This is a genomic window from Synergistaceae bacterium (genome assembly GCA_031272035.1).
In the GTDB taxonomy this organism is placed as follows: domain Bacteria; phylum Synergistota; class Synergistia; order Synergistales; family Aminobacteriaceae; genus JAISSA01.
Genome location: JAISUO010000092.1, coordinates 1 through 15,380, shown reverse-complemented (window position 1 = coordinate 15,380; position 15,380 = coordinate 1). Strand labels below are relative to the sequence as shown.

Genomic DNA, 15,380 nt, shown 5'->3' with positions numbered 1-15,380 from the left:
TTTTTGTATATCAGTCTTTCCTCCTGCGGGAGAGTTCCGCAAAAGCGTCATGATTATGAATACTTTCGGCGCTTCGGACGGATATATCGTACCACGAGATTCTCCGGTCTCCGTTCAGCTCCACGGCAAGATCCCGCACCACATCCTCCACGAAATGAGGATGAGCGTAGGCCTGTTCCGTGACGTATTTTTCATCTTCCCGTTTAAGCAGCGTATAAAGCGACATGGAGGAGGACCGCTCCACCATCTGGATCATTTCCTCGAACCAGACCAGCTCGTCCATGCGAACCCTGAGGCCCACCTTCGTCCGCTGGTTGTGAGCGCCCTCGTCCGAAATCTCTTTGGAACAGGGACACAGAGTCTGAACCTGAACCTCCACTCCGGAAATCATGTCGAAAACGCCCTCTCTCAGGGAACCGAACAGACTGGCCTCGTAGCGCATCCAGCTCGTCAGACCGGACACCGGCGCTTTTTTTCGCATGAAATAGGGAAATCTGAATTCAATGTCGGCCGCCGTGGCATCCAGCTTCGCGCACAGGTGGTTCGTCAGGGTTTCGAGAGTTGCGGGCCCGACCCTGTTGCTTCGGTATTCCTCCAAAGTTTCAATGAAGCGGCTCATGTGGGTCCCGCGATATTCGTGGGGAAGCAGCACGGACATTGAAACCTGCGCCACCGTGTTCTGGGTGCCGCTGTTCCGGTCCATGACGACAATCGGATAACTGACGTTGCAGACCCCCACCCGGTCGATCGCCACATTTCGAGAGTCTCTTTCCTTCTGTACGTCTTTCACCGTTTCGGCTCCTTTGCCCGGTCTCCGGCCGTGAGAACGGCGCAGCTGGTGGCAGTCTCCCAGACCTCCACGGAGGACAGTCTGCAGTTGTCCCGCAAAACCTCGCTTTCAATCTGATCCCACACCCAGGCGGCAATATTTTCGGCCGAGGGCTGCTCAATGACGTCATTGATATAGGCGTGATCCAGCCGGGACACCACGCGCTCTTTTACAATGGCGGAAAGTTCGCAGAAATCAAGGATCATGCCCTCTTCACCCGGAGTTCCCTCCAAAATCACCGCCAGCCGGTAGGTATGCCCGTGAAGAGCCTCGCACTTTCCATGATAATGGATCAGATTATGAGCCGCGTCAAAAACAAATTCCTTACGAAGTAACATTCCTTCTCCTGACTCTCGCCCGAACGAAAGCCGCGCGCCGGGCGAGGCAAACTCGATACTTTTTATCGGGGGACTCCCGTGGGAAACGATTTTTCCTCGACGACGAAGCCCCTGCCTTTTGCAATTTTACGTTACATTATATTCATACGAATTTATTATAACTCCAAACAGTCTGAAAGGGCGAGGCGAGTTCCCTCTCGACCCCGCCCCGTTCCTGAATCGTTTTTCTCTTTCACTCGATGACATAGGACCGCAGAGGGGGAAAACCGTTGAAAAAAACCGCGCTGTAGGTTTGGGTGTAGGCTCCCGCCGTAAAGAGATAAAGCCTGTCTCCTTCCTGCAGGTTGCTGGGAAGCCGGCAGGGAGTTTTTTCGTAGAGAACATCCATGCTGTCACAGGTAGGTCCCGCAAGAACGTAGTCGTTGGCCTCTCCGACCCGTTCGGAATAAACGGGATACCGGATGCATTCGTCCATCGTCTCGATGAGTCCCCCGAATTTGCCCGCGTCGATGTAAAGCCAGGGGATTCCGCTTTCGCGCTCCTTGTTGGAGATCATAACGACCTCCGACACAAGCACTCCCGCGTCGCCGGCCATATAACGCCCGGGTTCCACGATCACCTGGGGAAACTCATCGCCGAAAAACTCGCGCATGTAGTCCGTGATTTCCGCCGCGTAAACGTAGGTCTCCTCAACGGGATGTACGTAGTGGGCGGGAAATCCCCCTCCCATATTGATGAGATCAAGCCGGATTCCATGCTGCCTCAGAGCGTCGAAAAGCTCCCTGCAGGTATTCAGCGCGATACGCCACTGGGTGACGTCGTGCTGCTGGGATCCCACGTGAAAGGAAATTCCCCGGGGGTTCAGCCCCAGCCGCTTCGCCAGAAGGACGTTCTCGAAAATCACGTCGGGCTGCGCCCCAAATTTGCGGGACAGAGGCCAGTCCGCCCCCACTCCGTTCGCCAGAATGCGGAAAAATACGCTGCTTCCCGGCGCGTTCTCCGCCAGCTTCCGGACGTCGCTTTCGGAGTCCGAGGCGAAAAGACGCAGCCCTTTTTCATAGGCGTATTTGATGTCCCGGCTTTTTTTGATGGTGTTGCCATAACTCAGGCGGTCCGGCGTCGCTCCCAGTTTCAGCATGAGATCCAGTTCATAAACGGAGGCGATGTCGAAACAGCTTCCCTTGTCCAGCAAAAGCCGCAGAACTTTTTCTTCGGGGTTCGCTTTGATCGCGTAGTAAACTTTGGCGTAGGGCATAGCTTTTTTCAATTCGTCATATTTTCTGTCGATAACCCCCAGGGAGGTGACCAGGAACGGCGTCTGCTTTGTCGATGCAAATTCCCTGATCTTCTCAAACCTTTCCCTCGTCATGTAATTCTCCAGTTCGAAAGAATAGTCAAACACATGCACCGTCGCATTCCCCCTGCAAATTGATAGGGCCTGCCCCGGGCAGACCCCGAAAATTCGGATATAGTTTAATGCAGATTTCAAAAATGTCGACCGGGTAAAAAGCACTTCTTCAAAAAATAATGAAGTTTGTATCCGGAAGTTTAAAATTCAGAAACAGGTTCGTATCGGAAACTTGTAATAAATCGCCGAATCATTTATAAATAACAGGGTCCCTCATATCGTTTCAGGAGCGGGGCCCGAGCGGCGGAGCGGACGCGTTTATCAGCGCCCTCGCCGTCTGTCTCAACAAAAAAATAGATATTGTGGACGCCGTCGCGCGGGCAAACGATATAATTAAAGAAAAGATTTTCGTAAAACATTTTCGTAAATATTTTTATAAATTCCGAAAAACTCGTCGAACGGCGTTCTGGAATGGAGAGGGGGCTTTGCATGGTGGAGTGACGACTGCGTGTCCCGTTGGTGTGTTCCGGTTAACGTATTATTTCATTGAGGAGGAAGAAAAATATGAAAAGAATACTTGTTGCGGCATTGACGGCCTTTGTGCTTGTCGCCTGTTGTACGGCGGTATTCGCCGCCGACAGGAAGCCGGTGGTCGGCCTCGTGATGAAATCGCTGGCGAACGAGTTCTTCAAGACGATGGAAGAAGGCGCTCAGAAGTTCGCGAAAGAAGACGGAACGTTCGAGCTCATCGCCGTCGGCATGAACTCCGAGACGGACATCGACACGCAGATCAACGCGGTCGAGAACTTCATCTCCCAGAAGGTTGACGTCATAGTGCTCGCCCCCGCGGACTCCGTCGGACTCGTTCCCTCCGTCAAAAAGGCCGTGGACGCCGGCATTATCGTCGTCAACTTCGACGTCACACTCGATAAGCAGGCCCTCAAAGACAACGGGCTGCCCGAAGACTTCCTCTTTGTCGGCCCCGATAACGAAGAGGGATCCTACCTCGTCGGCAAATTCCTCGGCGGAAAACTCGGCAAGGGCGCGAAGGTCATCATCATTGAGGGCAACCCCGGCGCGGACAACGCGAAACAGCGCAAGGACGGCTTCGACAAAGCCATCGCGGAGACCGGGATGACGACGCTCGAATCCACCACCGCCCACTGGGAGACTGAGGAAGCGAACACCGTAGTGACGAACCTGCTCACGAAGTACCCCGACGTGCAGGGCGTTCTGTGCGCCAACGACTCGATGGCTCTGGGGGCAGCCCGCGCAATCGAAGCCGCCGGCAAAGTCGGCAAAATCGAACTCGTCGGTTTCGACAACATCGGCGCCTGCCAGGAGCTGATCAAAGAGGGCAAGATGCTGGCGACGGTCGACCAGTTCGGCCCGGAGCTTGCCGCAAGCGGGATCAAAGCGGGGCTCGCTATCCTGAGAAAAGAAGCGGGCGCGCAGACCTCCGGCTGGTACAAGACGGACGTCAAAGTCGTCGCCGCGGCGGACCTGAAGTAATTCAACGGACAAATTCGGGCGCGGCTCGCGAAGTTTCGGGCCGCGTCCGAACGTCAGAAAAATATAATGGAACAGGATATTCTGTCCATAAAAAACGTTTCCAAGAGTTTCCCCGGAGTGAGGGCGTTGTCCGACGTGACCCTGACCATCCGGCGCGGCGAGGTTCATGCCATGGTCGGAGAGAACGGCGCGGGCAAATCGACGCTCATCAAAATAATCTGCGGCATATACCCGCCCGACAGCGGCGAGATGACGCTCGACGGCGCGCCCTACGCGCCGCGTACGCCCCGCGAGGCGATGGACGCCGGCATCAGGGTCGTTTATCAGGAATTTAACCTCCTTTCTTACCTGTCCGTCGCTGAAAATATTTTTTTCGACCGTCTGCCCCGCAAAGGCTGCGTCGTGGACAGCAAAAAACTTCACTCGGACGCGTCGGAGGTTTTGCGCCGCGTCGGGCTTGACATAGACCCGGCGACGCCCGTCGAACTCCTGGGCATCGCGCAGATGCAACTCGTCGAGATAGCGAAGGCAATATCGTCGAAGTGCCGCGTGCTGGTGCTGGACGAACCGACGGCCACCCTCTCGCCCGGCGAAATATCGCGGCTTTTTGACATCATAAGAATCGAAAAACAACAGGGTTTGACGGTCATTTACATTTCGCATCACCTTAAAGAAATTTACGAAACAGGCGACAGGGTGACCGTCCTGCGCAACGGCGAACTCGTCGATACGCGCGGCGTGGACGGGATAAAGATACCCGAGATAGTGTCCATGATGGTCGGGCGCAGGATGAGCTCCGAGTATCCTTTTATGGACGAGCCCGCCCCCGAGGACGTCTCCCTTCTCGAAGTCCGCAACCTTCGTATCGCGTCAAGCCCGCACGAAATATCGTTCGCCTTGAGGCGCGGCGAGATATTGGGTTTGTCCGGCCTCGTCGGCTCGAAACGGACCGAGACGGTGCGCGCGATTTTCGGGGCCGACCGGAAGCTCGGCGGCAGCGTCCTGCTGAAAGGGCGCGAACTCGCCATCAGGTCTCCGCGCGACGCGGTGAGGGAGGGAATCTGTCTGTTGACCGAGGACAGAAAATCCCAGGGGCTCGTGCTCGACATGCAGCTCGACGCCAACATATCCCTTGCGGCGCTCGATAAGCTCTCCCGCGGCGGCCTCATCGACAGGCGCGCCGAACGCGAACATGCCGAATCCCTCGTCGCCGGTCTGTCCATCAAAACGCCGTCGACAGCGCAACTCGTCCGTAACCTGTCGGGCGGGAACCAGCAGAAAGTCGTCCTCGCCAAATGGATGATGCGCAACGCCCGCGTGTTTATCTTCGACGAACCCACGCGCGGCATCGACGTGGGCGCGAAGTATGAGATTTATATGCTGCTGTGGCGGCTGCTTGCTGAGGGCAAGGGCATTATGATAGTCTCGTCGGATTTGAGCGAGCTCATCGGGATTTGTCACAGGATAATCGTATTCTCCAACGGTCAGGTGTCGGGTGAAGTTCTTCGTCCCGACTTCGAGCAGGAACGCATTTTGAAATACGCGTATCAGGTTTCGTAGGAAGGGACACGGTATGAATACCAAAAAAATAATGTATTTGCTGCTCAACGAAGCGGGAATCGGCGTGATCCTCGTCATATTGTGCCTGCTGTTTTCTTTCAGGGCGCCGAACTTCGCAACGATGATGAACATATCGAACATCTTCACGCAGATAAGCATCAACACGGTCATATCCGTGGGCATGACGTTCGTCATCCTCCTCGGGGGGATCGACCTCTCCGTCGGCTCGGTGCTCGCGCTCTGCACGATTCTGGCCGGACTGACGATAACGGACAAGTCGCTCTCCGTCGGTACGGCGATTTCCCTCGCCCTGCTCGCATCGATGGCGGCGGGCATGGCGTGCGGGCTCTTCAACGGGTGGGTCAGCGAGAACTGGAAGATTCACTCGTTCGTCGTGACGCTGGGTATGCTCAACATGGCGCGCGGCGCGGCCCTCCAGGTCAGCAACTCGCGTACGATCTTCTCGTTCCCGAAGGCGTTCAACGCGTTCGGGTCGCTCTCGTATTTCGGCATCCCCGTCATCTTCATCATGGCGATAATCCTTGTGCTGGCAGCCCACTTCATTCTCAAAAAGACCGTCTTCGGCCGGATGATTTACGCGATAGGCAACAACGAAGAGGCGGTCCGGCTCTCCGGCCACAACACCAAAATCTACAAGGTCGCGGCCTACGTGATATGCGGCGCGACGGTGGGTATGGCGGCGATACTTTACATGCTCCGCCTCAACATCGCCTCGCCCATCCTCGGAAACGGCTTCGAGCTCAACGCGATAGCGGCGGTGGTGATAGGCGGCACGAGCATGAGCGGCGGCAAGGGCAGCCTCATAGGGACGCTGTTCGGCGCGGCGATAATCGGCGTGCTCAACAACGGCCTCCTGCTTTTGGGCATGAGCGACTTCGCCCGCCAGATCGTGACGGGCGCGATCATCGTTTTCGCGGTGGTGCTCGACACGTACAGGGCGAAAATTTCCCTCATGCTGAGATGACGAAACGGATACGAAAGGGCGTGCCTTTTTGTGAAGAAGATACTGAACATCGGCTCGATAAATATCGATTACGTATACGACGTGAAGGATTTCGTCAAACCGGGCGAGACGATTCCGTCGCTGGCCCTCAACAGGTTTCCCGGAGGCAAGGGGCTGAACCAGTCCATCGCCCTGGCGAAAGCCGGAGGCCGCGTCTCTCACGCGGGCAAAACGGGCGCGGACGGGCGCGGCATGATCGATATAATGCGGGACGCCGGAGTTGACGTCAGCTTTGTTGATTCGTCGGGGAGCACGACGGGACACGCGATAATACAGGTCAACTCCGCGGGCGAGAACTGCATCATCCTCCACGCCGGGGCCAACAGCGAGCTCGACGAAGCGCTCATCGACCGGGCGCTCGGCGGTTTCGGCGAGGGCGATTTTCTCGTCCTGCAAAACGAAGTGAACGGCATCCCCTGCATGATGAAACGCGCTCGCGAAAAAAAACTCCGCATCGCTTTCAACCTCGCGCCTTTCGGGCCGGAGATCAAAGGCTATCCGCTTGACCTTGTAGATTATTTTCTCGTGAATGAAGTCGAGGGCAGGGGGCTTTCGGGGAAAGACGCGCCGGAGGATATCGTGAACGAGATTCTGCGCATGTTCCCCTCGTCGTCGGTGGTTTTGACGATAGGCCGCGAAGGGGTCGTCTACCGCGACGCGAAAGCGACGCTGATTCACGGCATTTACGACGTGCCGGTGGTCGATACGACGGCGGCAGGCGACACGTTCACCGGTTATTTCCTCAGCTCGCTGGTCGACGGCCAGCCGGTGGAAGAGGCGCTTCGCCGAGCGTCCGTCGCGTCGTCGCTGGCCGTCTCGCGCAAGGGCGCGTCGTCGTCGGTGCCCACGCTGGACGAAACCCTGTCGGCGAATTTGAAATATCTGGGGCAGGAGCAAATCAAAATTTAAGGGAGAGATCCGACCCCCTCGACCCGGTTATTCCTCATCCGACTCGACGGTGACGCAGTTTCTGCCGTTCCGTTTGCTTTTGTAGAGGCAGGCGTCGGCTCGGCCCACCAGAGATTCGATGGAGTCGCCCTTTTTCGCCGCCGCGCCGCCGAAGGACATCGTGACGGCCACCTCGTTTTTGCCGCATTCCATCCTGCGCCCGTCGATCTGCGCCCGAAGGGCTTCGGCTCTCTCAAACAGCGTCCTGGAGTTGACGTCTCTCAGGATAATCAGAAATTCTTCCCCTCCCCAGCGACTCACCAGGTCCACGGAACGCACGCTGGCGCGAAGCGCTTCGGCCGTAGCCCGGAGAACCGTGTCTCCCGTATCGTGCCCCCAGGTGTCGTTCACTTTCTTGAAAAAATCGACGTCCGCCAGGAGAACGGAGAGGTTCCGCCCTCTTTTCTCGTAGATGTCCAGATAGTCCCCCAGAGCCTCCTCGGCGTAGCGCCGGTTGGGAATCCCCGTCAGAAGGTCGATATAGGCTTTTTGCCCCATGTCCTCCAGGCGGTTGAGAATATCCCGCTCCACGTAGGTACGCTCGAAAATCTCAAGGGCTCCGATAACCCGGTCGGCCTCGTCCCTCAGAGGTACGCATCGGATCTTTCCCGGCAGAGTGTAGCCGTTTCTGTGACGCAGTCGCATATCCACGGTGAGCACCGGAGAAGACTCTCCCGCCAGCATGGGGCAGAGCGCGTCGCAGTGACTCTCGGACCCCATCGTATGAGCCACCACGTCTTTCGCGCAGGTTTTTCCCACCACATCTTCGGCGGTATAGCCGGTGATGGACAGAGCCGATTCATTCCAGTACTGAATCCGTCTCGCCCGGTCCACCACACAGACCCCGTTCAGCAAATTGTTCAGAATGTCTTTTTCCTCCGCCGACAACGGAAGCGAATTGAACAAGGCACAACACTCCCTCTCCCACGTTCTGCGAAACACACCTCATCGGGCACTTCTTTTTTTAATAATAACCTGGAGACGCCCATTATGATATTATAACCTTTTAAAAATACGGCAATGATGAACGGCGATGTGAAAGCGTGACGAGAGATCAAAAATACGACCTGACCCAGGGCAGCATCGTCGGAAAGCTGCTGATGATCGCGACCCCCATCATCGGAACACAGTTTCTTCTGTTCAGCTACAATCTGGTGGACATGTTCATGCTCGGCAGGATTGGAAGCGACGCCGTGGCCTCCGCCGGAGCGGCGGGGATGTATATGTGGCTGGCGAACGGCCTCATGTACCTGGGGAGGATGGGCGCCGAAATCGGCGTGGCTCAGAGTTTCGGCAGAGGGGAGCCGGAAGAGGCCGGGAAATATTCGCAGAACTCCCTTTGTCTCGCCGGCATAATCGGCCTGTCTTACGCCCTGATCTGTTATTTTCTCGCCGCGCCCCTCATTGGATTTTTCAGGATTCGGGAAATTTCCGTGGCCGCGGACGCGGTTTGTTACCTGGCCACAGCCGCCGTCGGTATGCCCTTCGCCTTCATAACGGCCACCGCGGCGGGAACGTTCAACGGGTCCGGAAACTCCAGAGTTCCCTTTCTGATCAACCTGGCAGGCCTATTGTGCAACGTCGTTCTCGATCCGCTGTTCATCTTCACTTTCGGGATGGGCGTCACAGGAGCCGCTCAGGCCACGGTCGTCGCCCAGATCCTGGCCGGAACTCTGTCTCTGGCCGCTCTCGCCCGAAAAAAGGATCGTCCCTTCCAGCGTTATCCCTTCAACGGAAAAATAGAAGCCCGCCGCCTTCTGCAAATTTTAAAATGGAGCCTTCCCGTGGGACTGGAAAGCAATCTTTTCGCCTTCTTTTCCATGATTCTCTCCCGTTTCGTCGCCGGGTTCGGGGCTCCGGCCATCGCCGTCTACCGGCTGGGCAGTCAGCTGGAGGCCATGTGCTGGCTTGCCTGTGTCGGGTTCGCCTCGGCGATTACCGCCTTCGTCGGACAAAACTGCGGGGCGGGCGAATGGGCGCGGATACGGAGCTGTTTCCGGATCGCCCTTCTCTGTACGTCACTCTGGGGGCTTCTGGTCACCGTCGTTCTCTTTTTTTTCGGCTCGACGCTTTTCGGACTGTTCCTGCCCGACCCCGCCCTGGTGAAAATGGGAGGCGTTTTCCTTCGCATCATGGCCGTCTCCCAGATCCTGAGCTGTTTTGAGTGCACGGCAGCCGGGTCCTTCAGAGGACTGGGCAAAACGCTCCCTCCCTCCATTGTCACCACCGTCTGCAACGGCCTTCGCGTCCTTTTGGGGTACTTTCTGGCTCACAACGCCGGCTGGGGCGCGGAGGGCATCTGGTGGGGAATCACCCTGGGGGCGGCGGCCCGGGGAATCTGGATCACGCTCTGGTACGTTTTCGAGGTTCATACCAATTTGCTTTCAATCGAGCGTTAATGAAGAAGCTAATGTTTGAATATCATTGCTTTTAGCTATTCTAACTTTATAAGCAGCGAACCGGTGAAGTATGAGCCGCGTGAGTCGCTTAGTTTTTTCATCAGGCCTTTTACTTCAAATTGGTATCAAACGCCAAAATTCGATTTCTCCCGCCGGTCCGACGCGTAAACGTCTTTATTCAAACAATTTTTACTCAAACAATTTTTTGAACGCTCCGTAGCCTTCCTTTTCGAGGTCTCCGACGGGAATAAAACGAAGGGCGGCGCTGTTGATGCAATACCGCATCCCGCCCTTATCCAGAGGGCCGTCCCCGAAAACGTGCCCAAGGTGGGAATCGCCGACGCGGCTGCGAACCTCCGAGCGAATCATGCCATGGCTGGTGTCCGTTCGTTCTCTTATCACCTGCGAGTCTATCGGACGGGTGAAGCTGGGCCAGCCGCAGCCGGAGTCGTATTTATCCAGAGACGAGAACAGCGGTTCTCCCGTCACCACGTCCACGTAGAGCCCCGCATCCTTCTGAGCGTAAAATTCATTGGCAAAGGGAGGCTCCGTGGCGGAGTTCTGCGTGACGCGATACTGCATGTCCGTGAGAGTCTTTCGAAGCTCTTCCTCCGAAGGCCGCTGGTAGCCCCCGGGATCGACTTCCACTTGCGCCTCTTTTTCATTTCGCATATTTTTACACAGGCCCTCCTTCGGCAAAAACGTTATACCGCCCTATCTTAACACGTCCGCATATCCCGATTCACTTCAAAAACGGCGTCGCCAGGCGTAAACATGCATTTGTCAAAAGCAATTTGACAGTGGAAAAAAGGTGTGCTATCCTTTCCGAAATCATTTTTTGAGGAGACAGTGTGTCAGGATGCTAAAGTCGTTTGTTGCCGGTTTTGTGTACGCTTATTACTATTATTACGAGTCTGGACCAGTGAGGATGCCGGGCTTGTAACTTTTGGCCTGTACACAGAACGACAGACTGTGCGGTTCTCACGAGGGTCCTTCACCGAAACAAGGGGGAAGGACCCTCGTTTTTTTATGGTTTGCACAAATTACAAAGGAGTGATCAGAAGTGAATCAGGTTATCCATTTTTTTGGCGGCGAGAATTTTCCCCTGGAGATGCACAAGGTGCGCATCATACAGAAGCTGGACCTCATCCCGATCGAAGAACGGGTTACGGCGATACGGGAAGCCGGGTTCAACACGTTTTTGCTGAAAAACAAATCCGTCTTCCTGGACATGCTGACGGACAGCGGCGTCAACGCTATGAGCGACAGACAGCTGGCGTCCATGATGACCGCGGACGACAGTTACGCCGGATCCATGAGTTTCGAGCGTCTGAGTGAGGCCACGCGCTCGATTTTCGGCAAGGAGTTCATCCTCCCGGCCCACCAGGGTCGCGCGGCGGAAAATATTCTCGCCAGCGCCTTTGTTACAAAAGGCAGCGTCGTGCCCATGAATTACCATTTCACCACCACAAAAGCCCACATCGGACTTCGGGGCGGGACGGTGGCGGAGTGTTTCCTTCCGGAGGCCATGAACCTGTCCAGCACAGAGCCTTTCAAGGGCAACATGAACATCCCCGGGCTAAAAAAAATCCTTGAAAAATCTGCCGGCAACATCCCCTTTGTCCGCATGGAAGCGGGAACGAACCTGATCGGAGGCCAACCCTGGTCCCTGGCCAACCTGAAGGAGACCAGCGAACTTTGCAGGGCCCACAAAATCCCGCTGGTTCTGGACGCCTCTCTTTTGGCGGATAACCTCTACTTCATAAAGACCCGTGAGGAATCTCAGAAAAACAGGTCCATACGTGAAATCACCCGCAGCATAGCGGACGCCGCCGACATTGTCTACTTTTCCGCCCGCAAGCTGGGCTGTGCCCGGGGCGGGGCGATCCTTACCGGCGATGCGAAACTGTACGAGGCCATGCTGGAGTTCGTTCCCCTGTACGAGGGGTTCCTCACCTACGGCGGCATGTCGGTGCGGGAAATCGAGGCCATCGCGGTGGGGCTGGAGGAGACCATGGACTTCGACATGATCCGTCACGGACCGGAGTTCATCGGTTTTATGGCGGCCGAGCTCATCGCCCGCAAAATCCCTGTGGTCACGCCGGCCGGCGGTCTGGGGTGCCATCTGAACGCCAGGGAATTTCTGCCGCACGTGTCCCAGGAGGAATTTACTGCGGGGTCTCTGGCGGCGGCGGTTTTCCTGGCCGGAGGGATGAGGGGCATGGAGCGGGGCACTCTGTCGGAGGAACGCAACTCCGACGGCTCGGAGCACCTCTGTGATGTGGAACTCCTGAGGCTGGCCCTGCCTCGACGGGTCTTCACTCTTTCTCAGGTCAAATACGCCGTCGACCGCATCCACTGGCTTTTCGAGAACAGAAACCTGGTCGGCGGGCTGAAGTGGGTCAACGAGCCGAAAATACTTCGTTTCTTCAGCGGGAAATTGACCGCCGTCAGCGACTGGCCCGAAAAACTGGCTCGAAAATTCCGCCAGGACCTGGGCGACAGCCTGTAATAAACTCAGAAAAAACAACCCCCTCCCGCGAAATTCAGGAGGGGGATTGCAACTGCTCCGGCGAGACGCCGCCGTTCTATTGGACAAAAAGAAATTTTTCCGGAATCGCTACGCTTGTGGCGTTCATGTAACCTTTTCCAAAAATGTAAGTGTCCTGATAAACGAGAAAATAGTTCCTCATGGGTTTTCCGGTGATGGAGTCCGTATAATACGTCCCGTTCCACTTCGCTCCGGGCGAATAAATCTCGAAACAATCCAGCAGCATCCGGGTATCGGCAATATTCGCGCTCCCCTCCACGATGCGTTTGCCAAACTCCGCCAGGCCCGCCGTCTGGCAGTACCCCAGGGAGTACGTCCAGGTTCCCATGCGCCCGCCGCCTCCCGCGGTCAAAACGGCTTTTTCCACCCGGCTCAGAATCCCGGGCCAGTCTCCCATGTCGTCCGAAACGTCCACATTGAAGGCCTCCGGATATCCCATGAGAGGAGAGGGAAGCTCCGCCTCCACGAAATAACCGCCCCACTTCGCCACGCCCTGAAGAACAGGCGCGGTATGGGCGTCGTTGGTACAGAAATAAACCGTGTCAGGACCGTATTTTTGGGCCCATTCCGGAAAGATGTTCAGAATAAATTCTGCCGCGCCCTCTATACCCTCCGGTCCCGTGGGATCCGGCGCCTCCTCCGGGACGAAACTTATCCCCAATTCCTCGCAGGCGGTTTGCATGATATTGAACCCTCGCTTCAGATGCGCGTAACCCATGTGACGGGAAAAGGAGATATGCACAAAGGTTTTTGCGCCCAGCGACTTCGCCATGTACGGGATGAGGTATCCCCGGGAGATGTTGTCGCTGGTGAGAACCAGGTCCGCGAAGGGCGCAACCTCATCCAGACTCTCGTGTATCTCTCCCGCGAGGCAGACGATGTCGGGACGGCGCGATTTGATGAGCTTCAGGGCCTCGGCGGTTCCCGGAACGGCCTGATTGATGACGATGACCTTCATCAGCGGATCGTCGGCCAGACCCGCAATCAGCGCGGTCGTGTTGTCTTTTTTCTCCATGAAATCGTTCGCGTAGATCAAATGACGCACGAGACCGCCCTCCTCCACGCTGCCGTACCGTCTGACAAATTCCAGTCCTCCCAGCCAGTCGTCCACGCTCTGAGACGAATCGCCGGTAACGATGCCGATGTGAATCCCCGTTTCCTCTTTTGTCGCCGTTTTTTCGGCGGACTCCTGTGCGACGCCCTTTTTATAATATTTTTCAGGAACCGATATACTGGTGGTCCCCATATACCCCTTACCGAATATATAGATGTCCTGATAAACGAAGAACACGTTATCCATGCGTTTTCCGGCGGGCGGGGCATAGTAATGGTTTCCGCTCCACTCGGCGCCCGACGAGAATTTTTTGAGGCATTGAAGCAATGTGTTCGTGTCCTTCAGCGAAACTTTTCCTTCCGTCACGAGCTTCCCAAATTCCACCAGAGCCATCGTCGTGCAATAGCCTGTGGAGTAAGCCCAGGTTCCCATCCGTCCTCCCGCGCCCGCCTTCACCACGGCGTCCTCCAGTTTTCTGATGATGGTCGACCAGTTCCCGATATCGCCGTTGACGTCCACTCCAAAAGCCTCCGGATAGCCCATGAGAGGCGAAGGAACATCGGCTTCCACAAAAAATCCCCCCACCTTGGCGACTTCAGTGAGCAGGGGCAGTGTCTGACTGTCGTTCGTGCAGAAGAACGCCGTATCCGGCCCGTATTTTTCAATCCATTTCGGGAAAGTGTCAACGATGTACCGGCGCGCGCCTTCGACGCCGCTGTCGCCCAGTGGATCGGGAACGTTTTCGAAAATAAACTTCAGCCCCAGGTCGTTGCAGGCTTCTTCCATGATGTCGCGCTTGAGTTTGAGGTTTTCGTACATCATGTGACGCGGAAAGGAAATATGCACCAGCGTTTTCGCTCCCAGTTCTTTTGCCGCGAGAGGAATGACATATCCCCGCGCCAGAAATTCGGTTCCGGTAACGAGGTCGGCGACCGAACTTATCACGTTGAGATCTTCGTGGTTTTCAGCCGCCAGACACAGGATGTCCGGGCGTTTTCGGCGAATCGTCCTGAAGGCCTCAGCCGTGCCCTGTACGGCCTGATTCACCACGATCACCTTCATCAGAGGGTCGCCGGCAAGCTCTTCAAGTCGATTTATCGTGGTTTCCATATCCGTCATGAAGTTGTCCGGGTAGGTCACATGGCGTATCATGCCGCCTTTCGCCGCGTCGCCGTAAAGCTTCAGGGCCTCCTTCGCCCCCAGCAGATTGTCCAGGCTCTGGGCTCCGCCGCCGGTCATAACACCGATGTGGAAGGGAGCTTCAGCCCGTGGAACATCGGGGGACGCCACCGCCGGCCCCGAAACACCCGCTGTGCTTTGCCTTTCCTTTTCTTCTCGAAGGTTGTTTTGTAAATTTCCGGTGAAGAAGTAAATTAAAAAAACTGCCATCACTACAGCAATGGCGACTATTATTTTCTTGTTCATGATTGTTGCTCCTTTTTAAATTATATTGATATTTTATTTTGAATAATATTTACGAAATTATATCAGAGTATTGATTTTGAGTTGTCGAAGGGTGGGAGTACGTTAAAATATCGGACAGTAAGTTAAGGAAGCCAGACTAAAGAGGAGGCGACCTGTAACTGTGTTGGAAATCAGACGGAAGTTTAACGAGGAGTTCAGGAAGAATGCGATGAAACTGAGCCACGCAAGCCCAAAGACGGCGAAAGAAGTGGCTTCAGATCTGGGGATCAGCGAGACGATGCTTTACAGGTGGCGCAGGCTCTACACATCCGACGGCGACAGGAGCCGTTACGCGACGCTGGAAGAGGAAAACAAAGCGTTGCAGCTTCAATTGGCGGAATCGAGAATGGAGT

At 55.8% G+C, this 15,380-nt stretch carries 13 protein-coding genes; 7 read left to right on the top strand and 6 right to left on the bottom strand.

Annotated features, from left to right (window positions below; all coding sequences use genetic code 11):
• Positions 1–10: 10 nt before the first annotated feature.
• The 3 genes from folE2 to LBR61_10765 form a co-directional block, all read right to left on the bottom strand.
• Entirely contained in the window at positions 11–790 is a 780-nt protein-coding gene (gene folE2 / locus LBR61_10775; protein MDR1732562.1) for a GTP cyclohydrolase FolE2, read from the bottom strand.
• Positions 787–1,167: a 6-carboxytetrahydropterin synthase QueD gene (queD, locus tag LBR61_10770; GenBank protein MDR1732561.1), complete on the bottom strand. Its 381-nt coding sequence runs from the start codon at positions 1,165–1,167 to the stop codon at positions 787–789. The genes folE2 and queD overlap by 4 nt, the downstream gene beginning before the upstream one ends.
• Before the next feature lie 232 nt (positions 1,168–1,399).
• Positions 1,400–2,575 carry a type III PLP-dependent enzyme gene (locus LBR61_10765; GenBank protein ID MDR1732560.1) on the bottom strand — a complete coding sequence of 392 codons (1,176 nt, stop codon included), beginning with the start codon at positions 2,573–2,575 and terminating at the stop codon, positions 1,400–1,402.
• A 504-nt stretch (positions 2,576–3,079) separates the two neighbouring features.
• Here LBR61_10765 and LBR61_10760 point away from each other — a divergent pair.
• From LBR61_10760 to LBR61_10745, 4 genes are all read left to right on the top strand, one after another.
• On the top strand, positions 3,080–4,027 hold the full coding sequence (locus LBR61_10760) for a sugar ABC transporter substrate-binding protein (GenBank protein ID MDR1732559.1): 948 nt from the start codon (positions 3,080–3,082) through the stop codon (positions 4,025–4,027).
• A gap of 66 nt (positions 4,028–4,093) precedes the next feature.
• Complete coding sequence (locus LBR61_10755) at positions 4,094–5,587, top strand: sugar ABC transporter ATP-binding protein (GenBank protein MDR1732558.1); 1,494 nt, start codon at positions 4,094–4,096, stop codon at positions 5,585–5,587.
• Between the two features lie 13 nt (positions 5,588–5,600).
• On the top strand, positions 5,601–6,572 hold the full coding sequence (locus LBR61_10750; GenBank protein MDR1732557.1) for an ABC transporter permease: 972 nt from the start codon (positions 5,601–5,603) through the stop codon (positions 6,570–6,572).
• Positions 6,573–6,602: 30 nt separating this feature from the next.
• Positions 6,603–7,520, top strand: coding sequence for a ribokinase (locus LBR61_10745; protein MDR1732556.1), 918 nt, complete (start codon positions 6,603–6,605; stop codon positions 7,518–7,520).
• Between the two features lie 27 nt (positions 7,521–7,547).
• Here the strand turns inward: LBR61_10745 and LBR61_10740 are convergent, their stop codons facing one another.
• Positions 7,548–8,465 (bottom strand): diguanylate cyclase, encoded by a 918-nt coding sequence (locus LBR61_10740; GenBank protein MDR1732555.1) that lies wholly within the window; start codon positions 8,463–8,465, stop codon positions 7,548–7,550.
• A gap of 137 nt (positions 8,466–8,602) precedes the next feature.
• On the opposite strand from LBR61_10740, the gene LBR61_10735 reads away from it, so the two are divergent.
• Entirely contained in the window at positions 8,603–9,958 is a 1,356-nt protein-coding gene (locus LBR61_10735) for an MATE family efflux transporter (GenBank protein MDR1732554.1), read from the top strand.
• Positions 9,959–10,147: 189 nt separating this feature from the next.
• Here the strand turns inward: LBR61_10735 and msrB are convergent, their stop codons facing one another.
• Positions 10,148–10,630 carry a peptide-methionine (R)-S-oxide reductase MsrB gene (gene msrB / locus LBR61_10730; GenBank protein ID MDR1732553.1) on the bottom strand — a complete coding sequence of 161 codons (483 nt, stop codon included), beginning with the start codon at positions 10,628–10,630 and terminating at the stop codon, positions 10,148–10,150.
• Positions 10,631–11,021: 391 nt separating this feature from the next.
• Between msrB and LBR61_10725 the strand changes: the two genes are divergently transcribed.
• Positions 11,022–12,470, top strand: coding sequence for a tryptophanase (locus LBR61_10725; protein ID MDR1732552.1), 1,449 nt, complete (start codon positions 11,022–11,024; stop codon positions 12,468–12,470).
• A 76-nt stretch (positions 12,471–12,546) separates the two neighbouring features.
• Here LBR61_10725 and LBR61_10720 read toward each other — a convergent pair whose 3' ends face one another.
• Positions 12,547–14,988 carry a DUF3798 domain-containing protein gene (locus LBR61_10720; protein MDR1732551.1) on the bottom strand — a complete coding sequence of 814 codons (2,442 nt, stop codon included), beginning with the start codon at positions 14,986–14,988 and terminating at the stop codon, positions 12,547–12,549.
• Between the two features lie 160 nt (positions 14,989–15,148).
• On the opposite strand from LBR61_10720, the gene LBR61_10715 reads away from it, so the two are divergent.
• A partial coding sequence (locus LBR61_10715) for a transposase (GenBank protein ID MDR1732550.1) occupies positions 15,149–15,380 on the top strand: 232 nt, incomplete at its 3' end.